Below are 20,564 nucleotides of genomic sequence, written 5' to 3'. Positions count from 1 at the left end.
CCAGGAGTTGCGCAGTGACTGCTTCTCTTAGCGGCAACGGCAAGGCGGCCACGCCTGCTACCCGCCGCGCGTCGCCGATGGCGGCGCTCGCAGACCGCTGGATCCCGAAGCTGGTGCTTTCGCCCAGCATTCTGATCAGCCTTATATTCGTCTACGGTTTCATACTGATTACCGGGTATTTGTCGCTTTCGACTTCGCGACTGATGCCTCGTTATGATTTCGCGGGCCTCGAACGTTATCGCGAGCTGTTCGCGAACGACGTCTGGTGGACCTCGGCGCAGAACCTCGGCTGGTTCGGCATCCCGTTCATCGCGATCTGCGTCGCGCTCGGCCTGTTCCTCGCGATCCTGCTCGACCAGCAGATTCGTCAGGAAGGCGCGCTGCGCGCGGTGTTCCTCTATCCGATGGCGCTTTCATACATCGTCACGGGCACGGCCTGGCAGTGGATTTTCAATCCTGACCTCGGCATTCAGCAGGTGATGCACAGCCTCGGCTGGACGAGCTTCCAGCTCGACTGGCTGAACAATCCGGACCGCGCCATTTTCTGTATCGTGGTCGCGGCCGTCTGGCAGTCCACGGGCTTTTGCATGGCGCTGTTCCTCGCAGGCTTGCGCGGCGTGGATAGCGAGATCTTCAAGGCCGCCCAGGTGGACGGCGCGACGCTGCCCACGATCTATCGCAAGATCGTGATTCCCAGCATGCGTCCGGTGTTCTTCTCCGTGCTGCTGATCCTGTGCCACATCACGATCAAGACGTTCGACCTGGTTGTCGCGCTCACGGCGGGCGGCCCGGGTACGTCGTCGTCGCTGCCGGCCATCTTCATGTACACGTTTTCGTTCAACCGCGGGCAGCTCGGTGTCGGCGCAGCGTCGTCGATGATGATGCTCGCCACTGTCGTGGCCGTGCTCGTGCCGCTCATGTATCTGGAATCGAGGAGCACGCGCAATGCAGCCTAAGATGACTGTGAGCCGCGTGGTCATTTACGCGGCGCTGATCCTGTTCGCGTTGTACTTCCTGTTCCCGCTCTACGTGATGCTGTCGACGTCGTTCAAGTCGCTCGACCAGATTCACTCGGGCACCATGCTCTCGCTGCCCACGAGCCCGACCTTCGCGCCGTGGATCAAGGCGTGGAGCGAAGCGTGTACCGGCGTGCGCTGTGACGGCATGCAGCCGTTCTTCATGAACTCGGTGAAGATGGTGATTCCGGCCGTGCTGATCTCGTCGATCATCGGCGCGTTCAACGGCTACGTGCTCACGCACTGGCGCTTTCGCGGCGCGGATGCGCTCTTCACGATGCTGCTGGTGGGCTGCTTCATTCCGTTCCAGGCCATCCTGCTGCCGATGGCGCGTCTCGAAGGCTTCTTTGGCCTGTCGAACACGATCGGCGGTCTGGTGCTGGTGCACGTCGTGTATGGCATCGCGTTCACCACGATGTTCTTCCGCAACTTCTACGTGAGCGTGCCCGCCGAACTCGTGAAGGCCGCGCGCATCGACGGCGCCGGTTTCTTCATGATCTTCACGCGCATCATGATGCCGATCTCGCTGCCCATCTTCATGGTGTGCCTGATCTGGCAATTCACGCAGATCTGGAATGACTTCCTGTTCGGTATCGTGTTCTCGGGCGTCGATTCGATGCCGATCACGGTGGCGCTGAACAATCTCGTGAACACGTCCACGGGCGTGAAGGAATACAACGTCGACATGGCCGGCGCGATCATCGCCGCGCTGCCCACGCTGCTCGTCTACGTGATCGCCGGCCGCTACTTCGTGCGCGGTCTCACGGCGGGCGCGGTGAAGGGCTAAGAAGCTCTATTCGATTAAAAGGATTCATAGCATGGCAAGCCTTTCCATTCGCGACGTCTACAAGACCTACCCGAACGGGGTGCCGGTCCTCAAGGGCGTGAACATCGACATCGAAGACGGCCAGTTCCTGATTCTGGTCGGCGGCTCGGGCTGCGGCAAGTCGACGCTGCTCAACATGATCGCGGGTCTCGAAACCGTGACCAAGGGCGAGATCATGATGGACGGCAAGGTGGTGAACAACCTCTCGCCGAAGGATCGCGATATCGCGATGGTGTTCCAGTCGTACGCGCTCTATCCGTCGATGACGGTGCGCGAGAACATCTCGTTCGGTCTGAACATCCGCAAGGTGCCGAAGGCCGAGCAGGCGCAGATCGTCGACCGCGTGTCGAGCATGTTGCAGATCCAGCATCTGCTCGACCGCAAGCCCGGCCAGCTCTCGGGCGGCCAGCGCCAGCGCGTGGCGATGGGCCGCGCGCTCGCCCGCGACCCGATCATGTTCCTGTTCGACGAGCCGCTCTCGAATCTCGACGCCAAGCTGCGTATCGAGATGCGCTCGGAAATCAAGCTGCTGCATCAGCGCGTGGGCAAGACGATCGTCTACGTGACGCACGACCAGATCGAGGCGATGACGCTCGGCGACCGCATCGCGGTGATGAAGGACGGCATCGTGCAGCAGTTCGGCGCGCCGCAGGACATCTACGATTCGCCGTCGAACCTGTTCGTCGCGGGCTTCATCGGCGCGCCGCCGATGAACTTCATCGAAGGCAAGCTGGTGGAGCAGGGCTCGGGCATCGGCATCGAGCTCGACACGGGCGTGGCGCGCAACGTGCTGAACCTGCCGTTCGAGGCGAACAAGGTGCGCGGCCACATTGGCCAGAACGTGGTGCTGGGCCTGCGCCCCGAGCGCATCACCGACGCGCGCAGCTCGCACGACGGCCACGGCCACGAACTGCAACGTCACTCGGTGAAGGTCGACGTGATCGAGCCTACCGGCCCGGACACGCTCGTGTTCGCGCAGGTCAACGGCAAGCGCATCGTGAGCCGCGTGCACCCGGGCGCGAATCCGCAGCCGCTCAACAACATGGAGCTGCTGTTCGACGTGTCGAAGGCCGTGCTGTTCGACCCGAAGTCGGAAGCGCGCATCGCCTGAGTTTCGCGCAAGCGAGTCGCGAAAAAAACCCGTTGACTGCGAGAGCAGCAACGGGTTTTTTCATATCGATACGGCGAATAGGGCGAATACGGCGGCGCTCAGGGCGCGTGATGCTGCCCGTGTCCCACCGTGTGCGGCTGCAACAGCACGAGCACCGCGCCCGCGCCGCCGTCGTGCGGGCGCGCCTGGCAGAACGCGATGACTTCTTCCTTCTGCACGAGCCACGCGCGCACCTTGCCCTTGAGCACGGGCTCCTTGCCCGCCGAGCCGAGCCCCTTGCCGTGGATCACGCGCACGCAGCGCAGCCCGCGCTTGCCGGCCTCGCGGATGAACGTCTGCAACGCCTCGCGCGCTTCTTCGCGGCGCATGCCGTGCAGGTCGAGCTGCGCCTGCACGATCCACGTGCCGCGCCGCAGCTTCTTCACGACCTCCTCGCTGATGCCGGGGCGGTGGTAGTAGAGCGAGTCGTCGGTGTCGAGGTACGCCTCGGGGTCGAATTCGTCCGAGATCGCTTCGTGCAAGACGGCCTGCTCGTCGAGACGCGTTTGCAGCGGCAGCGGCACGGGCGCTTCGCGGCGCGGTTGCGCGCGCGGCGGCTGCTTGAGCGGCGCGATCTGGCCGATCTCGCGGCGAAAGAGGTCGCTGTCGGCGGCGGCTTCCACGCGCGCCGCCTGGGCGACCGCGCGTTCGCGCTCGCGCTGGCGGGTCTGCACCTTCAGCGCGTCGCGCAGGCTGCCGAGACCGGCGAAGCCCGTCGTCTTGCCGGTGTGGGTCTCGTCCGCCGCCGCAGCGGGGGCGGGCGCCGGAGCAGGGCGCGCGGGAGTGGGGCGCTTGGGCTCGCCCGGGTGGGGCACGTTCTTGGGCATGGCGAAGGACGCTGGTAAATCGGTCGTTTGCGTGGGCGGCTACAGGCTTGGCACGCTCGGCACGCGCGGTGGAGCGCGCCGCGGCAAAAGAAAAGGGCCGCCGGCTGGCTCGCCGCGGCCCTCGCTGCCGGTGCGCCGCCGGGTTTCAATCCGCTATTTTAGCGGCGTGACGCCCGGCTCGCTGCGCTTAGCGATCGGCTTCGGCGCTCATCACGTGCGCCTGGCCGAGTTCGTTGACGGTCTCGAGATAGCGCTGCGCGTCGAGCGCGGCCATGCAGCCCGTGCCCGCGCTGGTGATGGCCTGGCGATACACGTGGTCCTGCACGTCGCCGGCCGCGAACACGCCCGGCACGCTCGTGCCGGTGGCGTTGCCGCTCAGGCCGCCGTTCGTGATGATGTAGCCATTTTTCATCTCGAGCTGGCCTTCGAAGATGTCCGTGTTCGGCTTGTGGCCGATCGCGACGAACAGGCCCTGCAAATCGAGGTCGGTGGTTTCGCCGGTCTTCGCGTTCTTGATGCGCAGGCCGTTGACGCCGCCTTCGTTGCCCTTCACTTCGTCGAGCACGTGATCCCACTTGATCTCGACCACGCCTTCCTTTTCCTTCTCCAGCAGGCGGTCGATCAGGATCGGCTCGGCGCGGAACTTGTCGCGGCGGTGAATGACCGTGACCTTCTTCGCGATGCCGGAGAGGTACAGCGCCTCTTCAACGGCCGTGTTGCCGCCGCCGACCACGGCGACATGCTGGTTGCGGTAGAAGAAGCCGTCGCAGGTCGCGCAGGCCGAAACGCCGCGTCCCATGTACAGCTCTTCGCTCGGCAGGCCGAGATATTGCGCCGACGCGCCCGTTGCGATGATGAGCGAGTCGCAGGTGTACTCGCCCGAGTCGCCGATCAGGCGGATCGGCTTTTCGTCCAGCTTGGCCGTGTGGATGTGATCGAACACGATTTCCGTGTTGAAGCGCTCGGCGTGCTCCAGGAAACGCTGCATCAGTTCGGGGCCTTGCACGCCGTTCGGGTCTGCGGGCCAGTTCTCGACGTCGGTCGTGGTCATGAGCTGGCCGCCCTGGGCGAGACCCGTGACGAGCAGCGGCGACAGGTTCGCGCGCGCCGCGTAGACGGCAGCCGTGTAGCCGGCGGGGCCGGAACCGAGAATCAGGACTTTGGCGTGTTTGGTTGCAGACATGATCGAATTCCGTAGAAAGGCGCTGCGTGGCGCGATATATCGGCCGCCCAGCATTGCGGCGGGGCTCACGCAGGTAGTTGGGCATCAGCGCGCAATTATAAAGGCGGGGGGAGTTCGCCGCTTGTCGATCCGAAGTTAGCGCTTCAGCGCTTACTTCGGTCCCATGCTGCGCGGCAGCCGATGAAGCTTCCTCATCGCGGCGATAGCCGCGCTCTTGCGGCGGCCCGGCGCCCGGCGCACCGGCGCATACGGCACAGCCGGACGCGGCGTGGCGTCGCGCCCCCGGCGTTGTCAGTTACCGTCATTTACAGCGAGGGGCCGCCGGGGCCGAAACAACCTGTTTACAATAGCCCGGATCGGACGACGGCGGCCGCGCCCGTCTGCCCGGGGTTTTCGGGCATACGCAAGGACTGGCGGACCGCAAACGCATCAAGAATCAGCCCAGGATCAATGGCAAAAGCTCCCTTTTCCGCGCAGGCGCAGGCATTGCCTCACCGCATGTCGCGCCTTTTCACCGAAATCCGCTGGATTTTGCAGGTCGCGCTCGGCGTGTTCCTGCTCATGGCGCTCATCAGCTACAGCCGCCATGACCCGAGCTGGACCCACGCCGCTCAGGTCGACCATATCTCGAACTGGGCGGGGCGCGTCGGCGCGCGCGTCTCGGACATCCTGCTGCTGCTGTTCGGCCTCTCCGCGTACTGGTGGATCGTGCTGCTCGGGCGCCTCATTTCGGCGAACTACCAACGCATCACGCGCCACGAGGCGATTGCCGACGATGACGACGACAAGCCGCGCGACATCAGCTGGCTTGCCGAAGGCCTGTCGTTCGTGCTTGTCATGCTTTCGAGCTGCGGCATCGAAGCGCTGCGCATGTGGTCGCTCAAGGTGCAACTGCCCCAGGCGCCCGGCGGCGTGGTGGGCGGCGCCGTCGCGCGCGGCGTCTCGCATGCGCTCGGCTTCACGGGCGGCACGCTCGCGCTGTTGATCGCGCTGGCGATCGGCCTCTCGCTGTACTTCCGTTTTTCGTGGCTCTCGGTGTCCGAGCGGGTGGGCGAATCCATCATCAACGCCGTGACGATGGCCCGGCTGCGCCGCGAGGCGGGCCGCGACCGCAAGCTCGGCGAAGCGGCGGCCGTGAAGCGCGAAGGCAAGGTCGAGCGCGGCCGCGTGAAGATCGAGGAGCACGAGCCGGTTACGATCGTGCCGCCCGTGGTCACGCCGCAGCGCTCCGAGCGCGTGGAAAAGGAACGCCAGGTGCCGCTTTTCAAGGACCTGCCGGGGGACTCCACGCTGCCCGCGATCTCGCTGCTCGATGCGCCGCCGGTCGCGCAGGAAACCATCTCCGACGACACGCTCGAATTCACCTCGCGCCTGATCGAGAAGAAGCTCAAGGACTTCGGCGTGGACGTGGCCGTGGTGGCCGCGTACCCGGGCCCGGTCGTCACGCGCTACGAAATCGAGCCCGCGACCGGCGTGAAGGGCAGCCAGATCGTGAATCTCGCCAAGGATCTCGCGCGCTCGCTCTCGCTCGTCTCGATTCGCGTGGTGGAAACGATTCCGGGCAAGAATTTCATGGCGCTGGAACTGCCGAACCAGCGCCGCCAGACCGTGCGCCTTTCGGAAATCCTCGGCTCGGCGGTTTATGCCGACGCGCCTTCGGCGCTCACCATGGGCCTTGGCAAGGACATCGGCGGCAAGCCGGTGTGCGCCGATCTCGCGAAGATGCCCCACCTGCTCGTGGCCGGCACGACCGGCTCGGGCAAGTCGGTGGGCATCAACGCGATGATCCTCTCGCTGCTGTACAAGGCGAGCGCCGAGCAGGTCCGCATGATCCTGATCGACCCGAAGATGCTCGAAATGAGCGTCTACGAAGGCATTCCGCATTTGCTCTGTCCGGTCGTGACCGACATGCGCCAGGCCGGCAACGCGCTGAACTGGACCGTGGCCGAGATGGAGCGGCGCTACAAGCTCATGAGCAAGCTGGGCGTGCGCAATCTCGCGGGCTACAACAACAAGATCGAAGAGGCGAACAAGCGCGAGGAGAAGATTCCGAACCCGTTCAGCCTCACGCCGGACGATCCGGAACCGTGCCAGAAGCTGCCGCATATCGTGGTGGTGATCGACGAACTCGCCGACCTCATGATGGTGGTCGGCAAGAAGGTCGAAGAGCTGATCGCGCGTATCGCGCAGAAGGCGCGCGCGGCGGGTATCCACCTGATTCTCGCTACGCAGCGCCCCTCGGTGGACGTGATTACCGGCCTCATCAAGGCTAACGTGCCGACGCGTATCGCGTTCCAGGTGTCCTCGAAGATCGACTCGCGCACGATTCTCGACCAGATGGGCGCCGAGTCGCTGCTCGGCATGGGCGACATGCTCTATCTGCCGCCCGGCACGGGCATGCCCGTGCGCGTGCACGGCGCGTACGTCGCCGACGACGAAGTCCACCGCGTGGTCGACAAGCTCAAGGAGCAGGGCGAGCCGAACTATATCGAGGGCATTCTCGAAGGCGGCGTAGGGGGCGAAGGCGACGAGGGCTCGGCTGCGGGAACCAGTGGCACCGGCGACGAGTCCGACCCGTTATACGATCAGGCCGTCGAAGTGGTGATCAAGAATCGCCGCGCGTCGATTTCGCTCGTGCAGCGGCACCTGCGCATCGGCTACAACCGCGCGGCGCGGCTGCTGGAACAAATGGAGCAGTCGGGGCTCGTCTCGGCGATGTCGTCGAGCGGCAACCGCGAGATCCTCACGCCCAACCGCGACGCCGAATAAGCCACGCCGGGCACGCCGCTTTGCGTGCCTGCGCGGCTTCCCCGCCTGCCAAAGATATTTCCTCCTGGAGAACGATAGATGCAGTATCCCGCTGGACAACCGACCCGCTTTGCGCGCACGGCGCGCCGCGCGCTTTTCGCCGTGCTCGGCGCGTCGGTCCTGATGGTCTCGCAGGCGTATGCGAGCGGCACCGATCAACTCAAGCAGTTCGTTTCCCAGGTGCACGCCGCGCGCGGCAATTTCGTGCAGCGCGAGCTGAAGGCGCCCTCGAACGCAAAGAACGCGAGCGACGCCATCGCCACCGCAACGCTGAACGCCAAGACGTCGAGCGGCACGTTCGTGTTTTCACGGCCCGGCAAGTTCATCTGGTCGTACGAGAAGCCGTATCAGCAACTGCTGCAATCGGACGGCGACAATCTCTACGTCTACGACAAGGACCTGAACCAGGTCACCGAGCGCAAGCTCGGCGGCGCGCTCGGCGCGAGCCCGGCGGCGATCCTGTTCGGCAGCAACGATCTGGAGAAGAACTTCACGCTGTCCGACGCGGGCGTGAAGAACGGCATCGACTGGCTGGAGCTGATTCCGAAGTCGAACGACACGCAGTTCAAGAGCGTGGGCATCGGCTTTCGCGACGGCAACCTCGAGGCGATGGAACTGCACGACGTGTTCGGCAACGTGACGCTGCTCACGTTCTCCAACATCGAGAAGAATCCGTCGCTGCCGGCTTCCGCCTTCAAGTTCGTGCGGCCGAAGGGCGCCGATCTGATCACGGGCGGCTCGAACTAAACCGGCTGCGCGCCTCGCTGGAAACAAAAAACGGGCGGTCCCACACGGGCCGCCCGTTTTTCGTTGCGCGTGCCTTCCGAGTGCGGCCTCAGGCCGAGAACCGCACCACGCCGTCCGCGCCGGTCGCGCGCTTGACCTTGCCCGCGAGCCAGAGCAGATGCAGGTGCGCGAGCGCCTCGCCCATCGCGAAGGTCATCTGGTGGATGTCGAGCTCGCGCTTGAACATGATCGGGACGATGTCGGCGGCGCTTTGCGGCGTGCGCTCGCAAGCCTCGACGACTTCGGCGAGACGCGCGTCGTGGTGCGCGCGCAGTTGCGCGATGCGCGTGCGCACGCCGCGGAACGGCTTGCCGTGCGAGGGCAGCACGAGCGTGTTCTCGGGCAGCGTCTCGTAGCGGCCGAGCGATTCGAGGTACAGGCCGAGCGGATTGCCTTCCGGCTCCATGTCGAACACCGAGACGTTGGTCGAGATGCGCGGCAGCACCATGTCGCCGGAGATCAGCACGCCGGTTTCTTCGCAGAACAGCGCGCAATGCTCGGGCGAATGCCCGTAGCCCGTGATGACGCGCCAGTCGCGCCCGCCAATGGCCACCGTGTCCGCTTCGCGCAGGCGGCGGTACTGGCCGGGCAGCGCCGGCACGAGGTTGCCGTAGTAGCCGCGGCGGTTGCGCAACTGGTCGAGCGAGGCCTCGTCAGCCAGGCCGTGGCGGGCGAAGTGGCGCGCTGCGCCTTCGCCGCCCGCGTTCGAGCCGTCGCCGGCGGCCATCACGCGCGCCTGCATGTATTCGCCGAGCGTGGCCCACAGCCGGACGTCCCAGCGCTTTTTGTCGCCGCCCGCGCAAATCCAGTGCGCGAGGCCGATATGGTCCGGGTGGCAGTGCGTGACGATCACGCGCAGCACCGGCAGGCCTTCGAGCTGGTGGTCGAACACCGCTTCCCAGCGGGCCTTGATGGTGTCGTTGGTGATGCCGCAGTCCACCACGGTCCAGCCTTGCTGGCCGTCGATTTCGTCGCGCAGCAGCCAGAGGTTGATGTGGTCGAGCGCGAACGGCAGCGGCATGCGCAGCCATTTCACGCCGGGCGCGACGTCGAAGGCGAGGCCGGGCTCCGGCAGGGTGTCGGCGTAGGGATAGTCGAGCTGGTGTTCGAGGGCGTTCATTGGGGGTGTCTTCTCCTGACTCTGATCCCGTGCAGGGATGTTGTTATCGGGCGCGATCGGGGGGCACATCGGCGCTGTCGGGCGCCATCGGCCGCAACCGCCGGCCGCAACCGCCGCCGCGCCGTTCCATTGTCGCTGCATTGCGGCATTTTTGCAGGGAACGCTTACCAATGTGATGTCTCCGGGTTTTCCCGCGCCGGTTGCGCAACCGCGTAGTTGACGATAACGTAAACGTCGATTCTATCGCCCTACGCGCCGCTTTGCTGAGCGCGCCGGGCCAGCCGCACTTCGCCCACCATGACGACCCAGTACACGATTACCGAACTCGCCCGGGAATTTGACGTGACGCCGCGCGCGATCCGCTTCTACGAGGACCAGGGCCTGCTTGCGCCGAGCCGTGAAGGCGCGGGCGGTCTCAAGCGCGTATTTTCGGGGCGCGATCGCACGCGGCTGAAGCTGACGCTGCGCGGCAAACGCCTCGGCTTCACGCTCTCCGAAATCCGCACGCTGCTCGATCTCTACGAATCGCCCACCGACACGCTGCCGCAGCTTCAGGCCTTCCTCGACACGGTCGTGCATCACCGCGACATACTCGAGCGCCAGCGCGCCGACCTCGACGCGACGCTCGAAGACCTCGCGCAGTACGAGGCGCAGGCGCGCGCGCTGCTCGACAAGAACGCGGCGCGCGAGCGCGAAGCGCACGCGCACGCCGGCGCGAAAACCTGAGGCTCGCGCGCCGCACGGTCATGGCCGCCATGAAACATTTCCCGAAACTGCTTTCCTCGCAGATCGGCTTCGATGTCGCGCAGACCATGCTCGACGGTTTCAACCGCCACTACCGCAACTTTTGCGAGGCGGCGGTGCGGGCGAGGGCGTTCTTCGAGGCGGCCGACTGGCACGCCTTGCAGCGGCTCGCGCGCGAGCGCATTGCCTCCTATGACGATCGCGTGAAGGAGTGTGTGTGCGCGCTCGAAGACGAGTACGACGCCGAGAGCATCGACGACGAAGTGTGGCAGCAGATCAAGCTGCACTACATCGGCCTGCTCACGGCCCACCGGCAGCCCGAATGCGCGGAGACGTTCTTCAACTCCGTGTGCTGCAAGATCCTGCATCGCTCGTACTTCAACAACGATTTCATCTTCGTGCGGCCCGCGATCTCGACGGAATACATCGAGAACGACGAGCCTGCCGCGAAGCCGACGTACCGCGCTTACTATCCGGGTAAGGACGGGCTCGCGGCGACGCTTGCGCGCATCGTCACGAATTTCCAGCTGGAAACGCCGTTCGAGGACCTCGGGCGCGACGTGGACTGCATCATGCAAACGATGCTCGAGACCTTCGGCGTGATCGAGCCGAAGCCGAACTTCCAGATTCACGTGCTTTCGTCGCTGTTCTTTCGCCATCAGGGCGCGTATATCGTCGGGCGCATCATCAACGGCGATCTGCTCGCGCCGCTCGTCGTGCCGATCCGTCATGTGGAGGGCGGCAAGCTCGCGCTCGATACGGTGCTGCTGCGCACGGAGCCACTGCTCGTTCTGTTCAGCTTCTCGCACTCCTATTTCCTCGTGGACATGGAGGTGCCGTCGGCCTACGTGGCGTTTCTGCGCACCGTCATGCCGCGCAAGGCGAAGGGCGAGATCTATACGTCGCTTGGCTTGCAGAAGCAGGGCAAGAACCTGTTTTATCGCGACCTGCTGCACCACCTCTCGCATTCGAGCGACCTGTTCATCGCCGCGCCGGGCATCCGCGGCATGGTGATGATCGTGTTCACGCTGCCTTCGTTCCCCTACGTGTTCAAGGTCATCAAGGACAGCTTCCCCGCGCCGAAGGAGACCACGCGCGAGCAGGTCGAGGCGAAGTACCGGCTCGTCAAGCGTCACGACCGCCTGGGCAGGCTTGCCGACACGCTCGAATATTCGAGTGTGGCGCTGCCTGTCGCGCGGCTCGACGACGCGCTCGTGCGCGAACTGGAAACGCTCGCGCCTTCGATGATCGAATACGAGGGCGAGAACCTCGTGATCCGCCATGTGTACATCGAGCGGCGCATGGTGCCGCTCAACCTCTATTTGCAGAATGGCAGCGACGCGGAGGTCGAACACGGCATCCGCGAATACGGCAATGCGGTGAAAGACCTGCTGCGCGCGAACATTTTTCCGGGCGACATGCTCTACAAGAATTTCGGCGTGACGCGCAACGGCCGCGTGGTGTTCTACGACTACGACGAGATCGAATACCTCACCGACTGCAACGTGCGCGCCGTGCCGCCCGCGCGTAATGAGGAAGACGAACTATCGGGCGAGCCGTGGTACGCGGTCGGCCCGCACGACATCTTCCCGGAAACCTACGGCACCTTTTTGCTTGGCGACCCGCGTGTGCAGCGCGCGTTTCTCGCGCATCACGCGGACTTCTTCGAGCCCGCGCTCTGGCAGGAAAGCCGCGCGCGGCTCATGGCGGGCGAGGTGCCGGACTGCTTTCCCTATGACACATCGATACGCTTTAGCGTGCGCTACCCGGAACGCTTCGCGCGCGACGACGCGCCTGCGGTGCGCGTGGCGTGAGCGAAGCCAACACGTTTGACCCGGATTCATCAAGGAGCAGAAACATGAGTGAGACGCAAAAGCAGGACGCCATCGTGATCGTTTCGGCGGCGCGCACGCCGATGGCCGGTTTTCAGGGCGACTTCGCGTCGCTCACCGCGCCGCAGCTCGGCGCGGCGGCGATCGCGGCGGCCGTGGAGCGCGCGGGCCTGAAGCCAGAGCAGGTCGACGAGGTGGTGATGGGCTGCGTGCTGCCCGCGGGGCAGGGCCAGGCGCCCGCGCGCCAGGCGGCGCTCGGCGCGGGCCTGCCGCTCGCCGCGGGCGCGACGACGGTGAACAAGATGTGCGGCTCGGGCATGCGCGCGGCGATGTTCGCGCACGACATGCTGCTGGCGGGCTCGGCCGATGTGATCGTGGCGGGCGGCATGGAGAGCATGTCGAACGCGCCGTACCTGCTGCCGAAGGCGCGCGCGGGCATGCGCATGGGCCACGGCCAGGTGCTCGACCACATGTTCCTCGACGGCCTCGAAGACGCCTACGACAAGGGCCGCCTCATGGGCACGTTCGCGGAAGAATGCGCGGGCGAGTTCGACTTTTCGCGTGAGCGCCAGGATGCGTTCGCCATCGAGTCGCTCAAGCGCGCGAAGCGCGCCAACGAAGACGGCTCGTTCGCCTGGGAAATCGCGCCGGTGAAGGTGGCCTCGCGCGCGGGCGAGACGACCATCGAGCGCGACGAGCAACCTTTCAAGGCGAACCTCGACAAGATCCCGACGCTCAAGCCCGCGTTCAGCAAGACCGGCACGGTGACGGCCGCGAACTCGTCGTCGATTTCGGACGGCGCGGCGGCGCTCGTGATGATGCGCGAATCGACCGCGAAGCAGCTCGGCCTCACGCCGCTCGCGCGCGTGACGGGGCACGCCACCTTCGCGCAACAACCGTCGAAGTTCACGACGGCGCCCGTGGGCGCGATCAACAAGCTGTTCGGGAAGACCGGCTGGAAGGCGAGCGACGTCGATCTCTACGAGATCAACGAAGCGTTTGCCGTGGTCACGATGGCCGCGATGAAGGCGCATGACCTGCCGCACGAAAAGGTCAACGTGAACGGCGGCGCGTGCGCGCTCGGCCACCCGATCGGCGCCTCGGGCGCGCGCATTCTCGTGACGCTGATCGGCGCGCTGCGCACGCGCGGTCTGAAGCGCGGCGTGGCGACGCTGTGCATCGGCGGCGGCGAAGCCACGGCGATGGGCGTCGAACTGCTGTAGGCTAGTGCCGGATCCGGCGCGCCGCGTTTTCAACGGCAAAGAAGTGGTGCGCCGCAACGGCTTCACGGCAGATACGGGAAAGGTGGCGAGATGAAAACAGCGTTGATCGTAGGGGCGTCGCGGGGCCTGGGTCTCGAGTTCGCTCGGCAGTATGCGAAGGCCGGCTGGCGCGTGCTGGCCACGGCGCGCGGGCCCGAAGCCCTCGAGGCCTTGCGCGAAATCGGCGCGCAGACCTTCCAGCTCGACATCGCGCGGCCCGAGGACATTGCGGCGTTCGGCTTGAAGCTCGACAGCGAGCGGCTCGACGTGGCGCTCATCGTCTCCGGCGTCTATGGCCCGCGTACCGAAGGTGTCGAGACCATCACGGCCGAGGACTTCGAATACGTGATGAACACCAACGTGCGCGGTCCGATGCAACTGATCCCGGTCCTGCTGCCGCTCGTGGACGACACTCACGGCGTGCTTGCCGTGCTGTCGAGCCGCATGGGCAGCATTGCCGAGACCACGGGCACGACGGGCTGGCTCTATCGCGCGAGCAAGGCCGCGCTCAACGACGTACTCAAGATCACCTCGCTGCAAACGCGCCGCGCCACCTGCGTCGCGCTGCATCCGGGCTGGGTGCGCACCGACATGGGCGGCGCGCATGCGGCGATCGACCCGGCGGCGAGCGTCGCGGGCATGCGCGAGGTGGTGGCCGAGGCGGCCGCGGCGCGCGATGTCTTCAACGGCCGCTTCTTCCAGTACGACGGCACCGAGCTCGACTGGTAAAGCGCCGTGCGCCTGCGCTACGCTTGCGGCCTCGCGTAGCGGGGCGATGGCGTCCCGCACGCCATGCGTTGCCGCCACGCGCTTGCAGGAGCCGCGCAAGCCCCGCGCGGCCCGCGAACGGAGCCCTGAACCGATGATCGCTGAAATCCCGCGCGCCGCCCGGCCCGCCGACTGTCCTTGCGGCGGTGCCGCGCCCAATCAGAAACCGGGCGCCAAGGCGCCGCGCTACGCACAATGCTGTGGCCGCTTCATCGACGAAGCGGCCGTGCCCGCCACCGCGCTGGAACTGATGCGCTCGCGCTACACGGCGTACGTTCTGGGCGTCGATCCCTATTTACGCGCGACGTGGGCACCCGAAACCTGCCCGGCCGATCTGGATGTCGATCCCGCCGCCGAAGGCGCGCCGCGCTGGCTCGGTCTCGCCATCAAGCGCCACGAGCAGCGCGACGACACGCACGCCATCGTCGAATTCGTCGCGCGCTACAAAACCGGCGGCCGTGCCTACCGGCTGCACGAAACGAGCCGCTTCACGCGCGGCGACGACGGCTGCTGGCGCTATGTCGATGGCGATGTTTCATCTGACTGATGGAGCGCCTGCCGCTGCCATAGCGTCAGTAGTAACGCCTTTGCAAACAAGCACTTACTGAACGAATCCGGCGAGTGTTGCCCGTGCGCGACGCTCGCAATCCACGTCTTTTTTATTTTTCGCGCCCCCCGCGCTCAAGCCCAAAGCCGCGCACACGCCGCTCCAGCGGGCTTGCGTGCCGTTGGCACGCCTTATGCCGGGTTACCCCTCAATTGCACAACAATTATTTGTCGTGCGAGTATGTAATCACGGTGTCCGATTCGATACGTAAGCGCATAGTGAAAACGTGATTTTGCGTGTGCTTCTATCGATTGCAAACGGGTGCTGGCGGCGGGTCTGATCGAAGATAGCACTGCGCCGCGCAGGTATTCCGGTCGGTTTACTCCCCCGTAACGGGTCACACAAGCGCACCTGGCTTCCCGGCCAGGCGCCACGGTGTTTCGTTGTGCCCGGAAAGGGCGCTGCGGTCGGGTTGGGCCGGGTCGGACGGAAGTCGGGTTCACAGCAGGTTTTTTGCAGGTGGGTGTCGCGTATGGCGTTCAGAAAGCTCCTTACCGGGTGGGTTGTAGCCGGCACAGCGTGTCTGCTTTCGGTCGCGCACGCTGCGTCGCTTTCCGAACCGGCAAGTGCGCCTGTGAACTCGCAGCACGCGGCCAGCGCCGCGTCGACGCACGCCGCCGACGCTTCCCGCTCGAACCTCTCGGGCGGTCCCCTCGGTAACGCCAACGTGCCGCGTCTCGCGCTCGACGACGCCTATCTGCCCGCCGTGCACTCGGACATGAACGAGCAGGTGATCCGCGTGCCCGTGGACGCCGCCGGCGACGTCACGCTCGAAACCACGATTTATCGCCCGGACGGCCCCGGCCCCTTCCCGATGGTGATCTTCAACCACGGCAAGATTCCCGGCGACCCGCGCCTTCAGGCGCGCAGCGACCCGCTTTCTTTCGCGCGCGAATTCGTGAGCCGCGGCTACGTGGTCGTCGCGCCGAACCGTCAGGGTTTCGCGGATTCGGGCGGCTCGTACCAGCAGGACGGTTGCAACGTCGCGGGCAACGGGCTCGGCCAGGCGGCCGATGTCGCCGCGACCATCGCCTACATGTCGAAGCAGCCGTATGTCGACGCCAACCAGATTGTGGTGGCGGGCACGTCGCACGGCGGCCTCGCCACCATGGCCTACGGCACCGAGGCCGCGAAGGGCGTGCGCGCCCTCATCAACTTCTCGGGCGGACTGCGCCAGGACGCCTGCACGGGCTGGCAGAACAACCTGACCCAGGCGTTCGGCGACTACGGCGGCAAGGCGCGCGTGGCCTCGCTCTGGCTCTACGGCGACAACGACTCGGTCTGGTCGCCCGATCTCGTCACGAAGATGTTCGCCGCGTACCGCGATGCGCAAACGGGTGAGAATCACCCTGCCGCGCTCGCGAAGCTCGTGGACTTCGGCTCGTACAAGAACGACGCGCATCGCCTCGTGGGCGACCGCGACGGCGTGAAGATCTGGTGGCCCACGGTCGAGGCGTTCCTCGCCAGCCAGGGCCTGCCCACGGCGGTTCAGTACCGCGTGGCGGCGCCGGTCGCGCCGCATGGCACCGGTTACGCGCAGATCGACTCGGTGGGCGCGGTGCCCTTCGTCGATCAGGCGGGCCGCGACGGCTATCGCAACTTCCTCAAGCAGTATCCGAGCCGCGCGTTCGCGGTGTCGGACTCCGGCGCGTGGTCGTGGGCCGAGGGCGGCGACAACCCGATGGCCGTGGCCATCGCGAACTGCGAGAAGCACAGCGCCGATCCGTGCCGCCTCTACGCCGTGAACAACGCGGTGGTCTGGAACAATGGCGGCACGCAGACCGCCCAGAACGGCGACGACGACAACGCGCACGCCACGGCGGACAACGGCAACGCCGACGTTGGCGGCCACTCGCTCGCGAGCCGATAAGACCCGTTTCCCGTTTCCTCACCTGTTTCAGCAAAACGGCCCGATATCGGGCCGTTTTGCTTTTCATTGCCGCCCGCCGTTCTGCGCCGGTTTGAGCGTCTGCCGACGTGCCTGCCCGAGCGCCTGCCTGAGCGTCCGCGTGGCGCCTGGTCGTCGTGCTTCTCACTTGTCTCCTGTATGCCGAGCGTCGCCAAAAATGGCGTGCGCGCGGCCACTCGTTCTGCATTTTCACACCGCGCCGCAGATTTTTTTGCATAAGGCGGGTTCACTTTGCCGTCGTCATCTCCGCGCATTTCGGGTCTTTGTTTTCGATTGGCTCCGAGCTGCCATGAAATGCGCCAAACGTCGCTCCGGCGTGGCTTTGCGGGCGATTTTCGGGGTAGTGCATTGCGGCAGCGAACAGGCTAATCTCGGTCCCGCTGTCGTATCGGGAGTCGTACTTGAATTCGCAATCGAACCTTGCCCGCGAGGAGCGCGCCGCGCACGCCGCGACCGATTGGGTCGCGCGCAGCCTGCGCGCCGTGTGGCATCCCTGCACCCAGATGAAGCACCACGAGCGTTTGTCGCTCGTGGCGGTCGCGCGCGGCGACGGGCCGTGGCTTCATGACCGCGAGGATCGCCGTTATCTGGACGCGATCAGTTCGTGGTGGGTGAACCTCTTCGGCCACGCCAATCCTTCGATCAATGCCGCGCTCAAGGCGCAGCTCGACACGCTGGAGCACGTGATGCTCGCGGGCTGCACGCACGAGCCCGCGGTGGAGCTTGCCGAGCGTCTTTCGGCGCTGACGGGTGGCGTGCTCGGCCATGCGTTTTTCGCGTCCGATGGCGCATCGGCCGTTGAAATCGCGCTGAAGATGAGCTTTCATTCGTGGCGCAATCGTGGCGAGAACGACAAGCGCGAATTCGTCTGTCTTGCCAACAGCTATCACGGCGAGACCATCGGCGCGCTCGGCGTGACCGACGTGAAGCTGTTCCGCGACGCCTACGATCCGCTGCTGCACCACGCGCATGTGGTCGCGTCGCCCGACGCACGCGCGGCGCAGTCCGGCGAAACGGCGGCGGATGTCGCGGGCCGTGCGCTCGCCGATGTCGAGCGCCTTTTCCTCGAGCGCGAAGGCCGCATCGCCGCGCTGATCGTCGAGCCGCTCGTGCAGTGCGCGGCCGGCATGGCCATGCACGATCCCGCGTATCTCAAGGGCCTGCGCGCGCTGTGCGACCGCCACCGCGTGCACTTGATCGCCGATGAAATCGCCGTGGGCTGCGGGCGCACCGGCACGTTCTTCGCCTGCGAGCAGGCGGGCGTGTGGCCCGATCTGCTCACGCTTTCGAAGGGGATTAGCGGCGGCTATCTGCCGCTTTCGATCGTGCTCTCGCGCGACGCCATCTACGAATCGTTCTACGACGACGATACGACGCGCGGCTTTTTGCATTCGCATTCGTACACGGGCAATCCGCTCGCGTGCCGAGCGGCGCTCGCCACGCTCGATCTGTTCGAGCGCGACGACGTGCTCGCTGCGAACACGCGCAAGTCGGCGCAACTGCGTGCGCTGTTCGAGCCGTTCGCGGCGCACCCGCTCGTGCACAACCTGCGCCAGTGCGGCACGATTCTCGCGTTCGATGTCGCGCTCGCGGACCCGCAGCGCGCGGCCACGTTTTCACGCCGCTTCTTCGAAAACGCGTTGCAGCGCGAACTGCTGCTGCGCCCGATTGGCACGACGGTCTACGTCATGCCGCCTTATATTCTGGACAACGAAACACAGGCGTTCCTCGCAACCCGCACGCGCGAGACGTTCGACGCCACCGTCGCGGAGGACCTCTGATATGACATTGCTCCACACCCTCGAACAAGGCCTGCGCGAGATCGACGCGCGCGGCCTGCGCCGCCGCCGCCGCACCGCCGACACGCCTTGCAGCGCCCATATGCAGGTGGACGGCCGCGCGACCATCGGCTTCGCGAGTAACGACTATCTCGGTCTCGCCGCGCATCCGCAACTGGCCGCGGCCATTGCCGAAGGCGCCCAGCGCTACGGTGCGGGCAGCGGCGGCTCGCATCTGCTGGGCGGCCACTCGCGCGCGCACGCGCAGCTCGAAGACGATCTCGCGGCGTTCGCGGGCACCTTTATCGACGCGCCGCGCGCGCTGTACTTCAGCACCGGCTACATGGCGAATCTCGCCGTGCTCACGGCGCTCGCGGGCCGCGGCACGACGATCTTCTCCGACGCGCTCAACCACGCTTCGCTGATCGACGGCGCGAGGCTCTCGCGCGCCGAGATCGCGATCTATCCGCACGCCGACATGGCGGCGCTCGCCGCGATGCTCGAAGCCTCGGATGCCAGCGCGAAAGTGATCGTGAGCGACACCGTGTTCAGCATGGACGGCGATGTCGCGCCGCTCGCGCGCCTCGTCGAGCTGGCGGAACAGCATGGCGCATGGCTCGTGGTGGACGACGCGCACGGCTTCGGCGTGCTCGGCCCGCAAGGTCGCGGCGCGCTGGCGCAAGCCGCGCTGCGCTCGGAGCATCTCGTGATGGTCGGCACGCTCGGCAAGGCGGCGGGCGTGTCGGGCGCGTTCGTCTGCGCGCACGGCACCGTGATCGAATGGCTCGTGCAGCGCGCGCGGCCGTATATCTTCACGACGGCTTCGTCGCCGGCGGTGGCGCACGCGGTGTCCGCGAGCCTGCGTCTGATCGAAGGCGAGGAGGGCGATGCACGGCGCGCGCATCTGAAGCATCTCATCGCTCGCACGCGCTCGCTGCTCAACGATACTTGCTGGCAGCCGGTGGATTCACATACGGCCGTGCAGCCGCTCGTGATCGGCGCCAACGAGGCGACACTCGCTCTCCAGGCCACGCTCGAACGCGACGGCCTCTGGGTTCCCGCGATCCGGCCGCCGACCGTGCCCGAGGGCACCTCGCGCCTGCGCATTTCGCTCTCGGCCGCGCATTCGGATGCGGATCTCGACCGCCTGAACGCTTCGCTGCAACGCGCGAGCCTTGATGCGCTCAAGGCACGCACAAACGCGCGGGAGCTTGCGGTATGACGGTTTCGCTGTTCGTCACCGGCACCGATACCGAGATCGGCAAGACCTTTGTGAGCGCGGCCTTGTTGCGCGGCCTCACGCATGCGGGGCTGCGCGCCACGGCGCTCAAGCCCATCGCCGCGGGCGCGTACGAGCGTGACGGCGTCTGGCACAACGAGGACGCCGATCAACTCGACGCCGCCGCGAGCGTGCTGTTGCCGCCGGAGATGCGCACGCCCTTTCTGCTAAAGGAGCCCGCCGCGCCGCATATCGCCGCGGCACTGGAAGGCGTGACGCTCGACATGGCGCGCATCGTCAGCGCTCACGCGCAGGCGTGCGAGCGCGCGGACGCGGTTGTCGTGGAAGGCGTGGGCGGGTTTCGCGTGCCGCTCACGGCGACCGAAGACACCGCCGATCTCGCCGTCGCGCTCGGCTTGCCCGTGGTGCTCGTGGTGGGCATGCGGCTTGGCTGCATCAGCCACGCGCTGCTCACCGCCGAGGCGATCGCCGCGCGCGGCTTGACGCTCGCGGGCTGGGTCGCGAACCGCATCGATCCGGCCATGACGTTCCCCGAGGAAAACATCGACGCGTTGCGCGAGCGCCTCGCCGCCCAGTACGGCGCGCCGCTCATCGGCGTCGTGCCGCACATGCGCGGCGCGAGCGCCGACGATGCGGCAGGACACCTGAACATCGACACGTTGCTCGCACGCCTGCGCGTGCGCGCCGCTTAATGTACGCGCTTAGTGT

Annotated in this window: 17 protein-coding genes; 14 read left to right on the top strand and 3 right to left on the bottom strand. The window is 66.1% G+C overall.

From position 1 onward, the window contains the following. The first annotated feature begins 14 nt into the window (after window positions 1-14). Genes C7401_RS11210 through C7401_RS11200 form a run of 3 tightly spaced genes read left to right on the top strand, consistent with a single transcriptional unit; the run spans window position 15 to window position 2,953 of the window. Window positions 15-956 (top strand): carbohydrate ABC transporter permease, encoded by a 942-nt coding sequence (locus tag C7401_RS11210; RefSeq protein WP_112171424.1) that lies wholly within the window; start codon window positions 15-17, stop codon window positions 954-956. Continuing rightward, window positions 946-1,803 carry a carbohydrate ABC transporter permease gene (locus C7401_RS11205; protein WP_181565545.1) on the top strand — a complete coding sequence of 286 codons (858 nt, stop codon included), beginning with the start codon at window positions 946-948 and terminating at the stop codon, window positions 1,801-1,803. The genes C7401_RS11210 and C7401_RS11205 overlap by 11 nt, the downstream gene beginning before the upstream one ends. A 31-nt stretch (window positions 1,804-1,834) precedes the next feature. Beyond that, a complete protein-coding gene (locus tag C7401_RS11200) occupies window positions 1,835-2,953 on the top strand; it encodes an ABC transporter ATP-binding protein (RefSeq protein WP_112171422.1) in 1,119 nt (372 codons plus the stop codon). Between the two features lie 98 nt (window positions 2,954-3,051). Here the strand turns inward: C7401_RS11200 and C7401_RS11195 are convergent, their stop codons facing one another. Together C7401_RS11195 and trxB are read right to left on the bottom strand one after the other, a co-directional pair. Beyond that, window positions 3,052-3,819, bottom strand: a complete 768-nt coding sequence (locus C7401_RS11195) for a Smr/MutS family protein (protein ID WP_112171421.1) — start codon at window positions 3,817-3,819, stop codon at window positions 3,052-3,054. 187 nt (window positions 3,820-4,006) lie between these two features. Beyond that, entirely contained in the window at window positions 4,007-5,002 is a 996-nt protein-coding gene (gene trxB, locus C7401_RS11190) for a thioredoxin-disulfide reductase (RefSeq protein WP_112171420.1), read from the bottom strand. Window positions 5,003-5,452: 450 nt separating this feature from the next. On the opposite strand from trxB, the gene C7401_RS11185 reads away from it, so the two are divergent. Then, window positions 5,453-7,771 carry a DNA translocase FtsK gene (locus C7401_RS11185; protein ID WP_112171419.1) on the top strand — a complete coding sequence of 773 codons (2,319 nt, stop codon included), beginning with the start codon at window positions 5,453-5,455 and terminating at the stop codon, window positions 7,769-7,771. A gap of 78 nt (window positions 7,772-7,849) precedes the next feature. After that, entirely contained in the window at window positions 7,850-8,557 is a 708-nt protein-coding gene (gene lolA, locus C7401_RS11180) for an outer membrane lipoprotein chaperone LolA (protein WP_112171418.1), read from the top strand. A gap of 88 nt (window positions 8,558-8,645) precedes the next feature. Here the strand turns inward: lolA and C7401_RS11175 are convergent, their stop codons facing one another. After that, window positions 8,646-9,716 (bottom strand): MBL fold metallo-hydrolase, encoded by a 1,071-nt coding sequence (locus C7401_RS11175; RefSeq protein ID WP_112171417.1) that lies wholly within the window; start codon window positions 9,714-9,716, stop codon window positions 8,646-8,648. 297 nt (window positions 9,717-10,013) lie between these two features. On the opposite strand from C7401_RS11175, the gene C7401_RS11170 reads away from it, so the two are divergent. The 9 genes from C7401_RS11170 to bioD all read left to right on the top strand — a co-directional run bounded on the left by C7401_RS11170 (window position 10,014) and on the right by bioD (window position 20,548). Next, window positions 10,014-10,442, top strand: coding sequence for a MerR family transcriptional regulator (locus C7401_RS11170; RefSeq protein WP_112171416.1), 429 nt, complete (start codon window positions 10,014-10,016; stop codon window positions 10,440-10,442). A gap of 29 nt (window positions 10,443-10,471) precedes the next feature. Next, window positions 10,472-12,274, top strand: coding sequence for a bifunctional isocitrate dehydrogenase kinase/phosphatase (aceK, locus tag C7401_RS11165; RefSeq protein WP_112171490.1), 1,803 nt, complete (start codon window positions 10,472-10,474; stop codon window positions 12,272-12,274). A gap of 44 nt (window positions 12,275-12,318) precedes the next feature. Further along, window positions 12,319-13,515, top strand: coding sequence for an acetyl-CoA C-acetyltransferase (locus C7401_RS11160; RefSeq protein ID WP_112171415.1), 1,197 nt, complete (start codon window positions 12,319-12,321; stop codon window positions 13,513-13,515). A 90-nt stretch (window positions 13,516-13,605) separates the two neighbouring features. Continuing rightward, a complete protein-coding gene (locus C7401_RS11155) occupies window positions 13,606-14,283 on the top strand; it encodes an SDR family oxidoreductase (protein WP_112171414.1) in 678 nt (225 codons plus the stop codon). A 133-nt stretch (window positions 14,284-14,416) separates the two neighbouring features. Beyond that, window positions 14,417-14,869, top strand: a complete 453-nt coding sequence (locus tag C7401_RS11150) for a YchJ family protein (protein ID WP_112171413.1) — start codon at window positions 14,417-14,419, stop codon at window positions 14,867-14,869. 532 nt (window positions 14,870-15,401) lie between these two features. Beyond that, window positions 15,402-16,799, top strand: a complete 1,398-nt coding sequence (locus tag C7401_RS11145; protein ID WP_112171412.1) for a dienelactone hydrolase family protein — start codon at window positions 15,402-15,404, stop codon at window positions 16,797-16,799. Window positions 16,800-17,239: 440 nt separating this feature from the next. Then, window positions 17,240-18,619: an adenosylmethionine--8-amino-7-oxononanoate transaminase gene (gene bioA, locus C7401_RS11140; protein WP_112171411.1), complete on the top strand. Its 1,380-nt coding sequence runs from the start codon at window positions 17,240-17,242 to the stop codon at window positions 18,617-18,619. 1 nt (window position 18,620) lies between these two features. After that, window positions 18,621-19,838 carry an 8-amino-7-oxononanoate synthase gene (gene bioF, locus C7401_RS11135; protein WP_112171410.1) on the top strand — a complete coding sequence of 406 codons (1,218 nt, stop codon included), beginning with the start codon at window positions 18,621-18,623 and terminating at the stop codon, window positions 19,836-19,838. Continuing rightward, a complete protein-coding gene (gene bioD / locus C7401_RS11130) occupies window positions 19,835-20,548 on the top strand; it encodes a dethiobiotin synthase (RefSeq protein ID WP_112171409.1) in 714 nt (237 codons plus the stop codon). Before bioF ends, bioD begins: the two co-directional genes overlap by 4 nt. Window positions 20,549-20,564: the final 16 nt, after the last annotated feature.

The organism is Paraburkholderia unamae, from assembly GCF_003268775.1.
GTDB classification, from domain to species: Bacteria; Pseudomonadota; Gammaproteobacteria; order Burkholderiales; family Burkholderiaceae; genus Paraburkholderia; species Paraburkholderia unamae.
The sequence above is the reverse complement of the archived record's forward strand: the minus strand, read 5'-3'. Positions and strand labels throughout refer to the sequence as shown.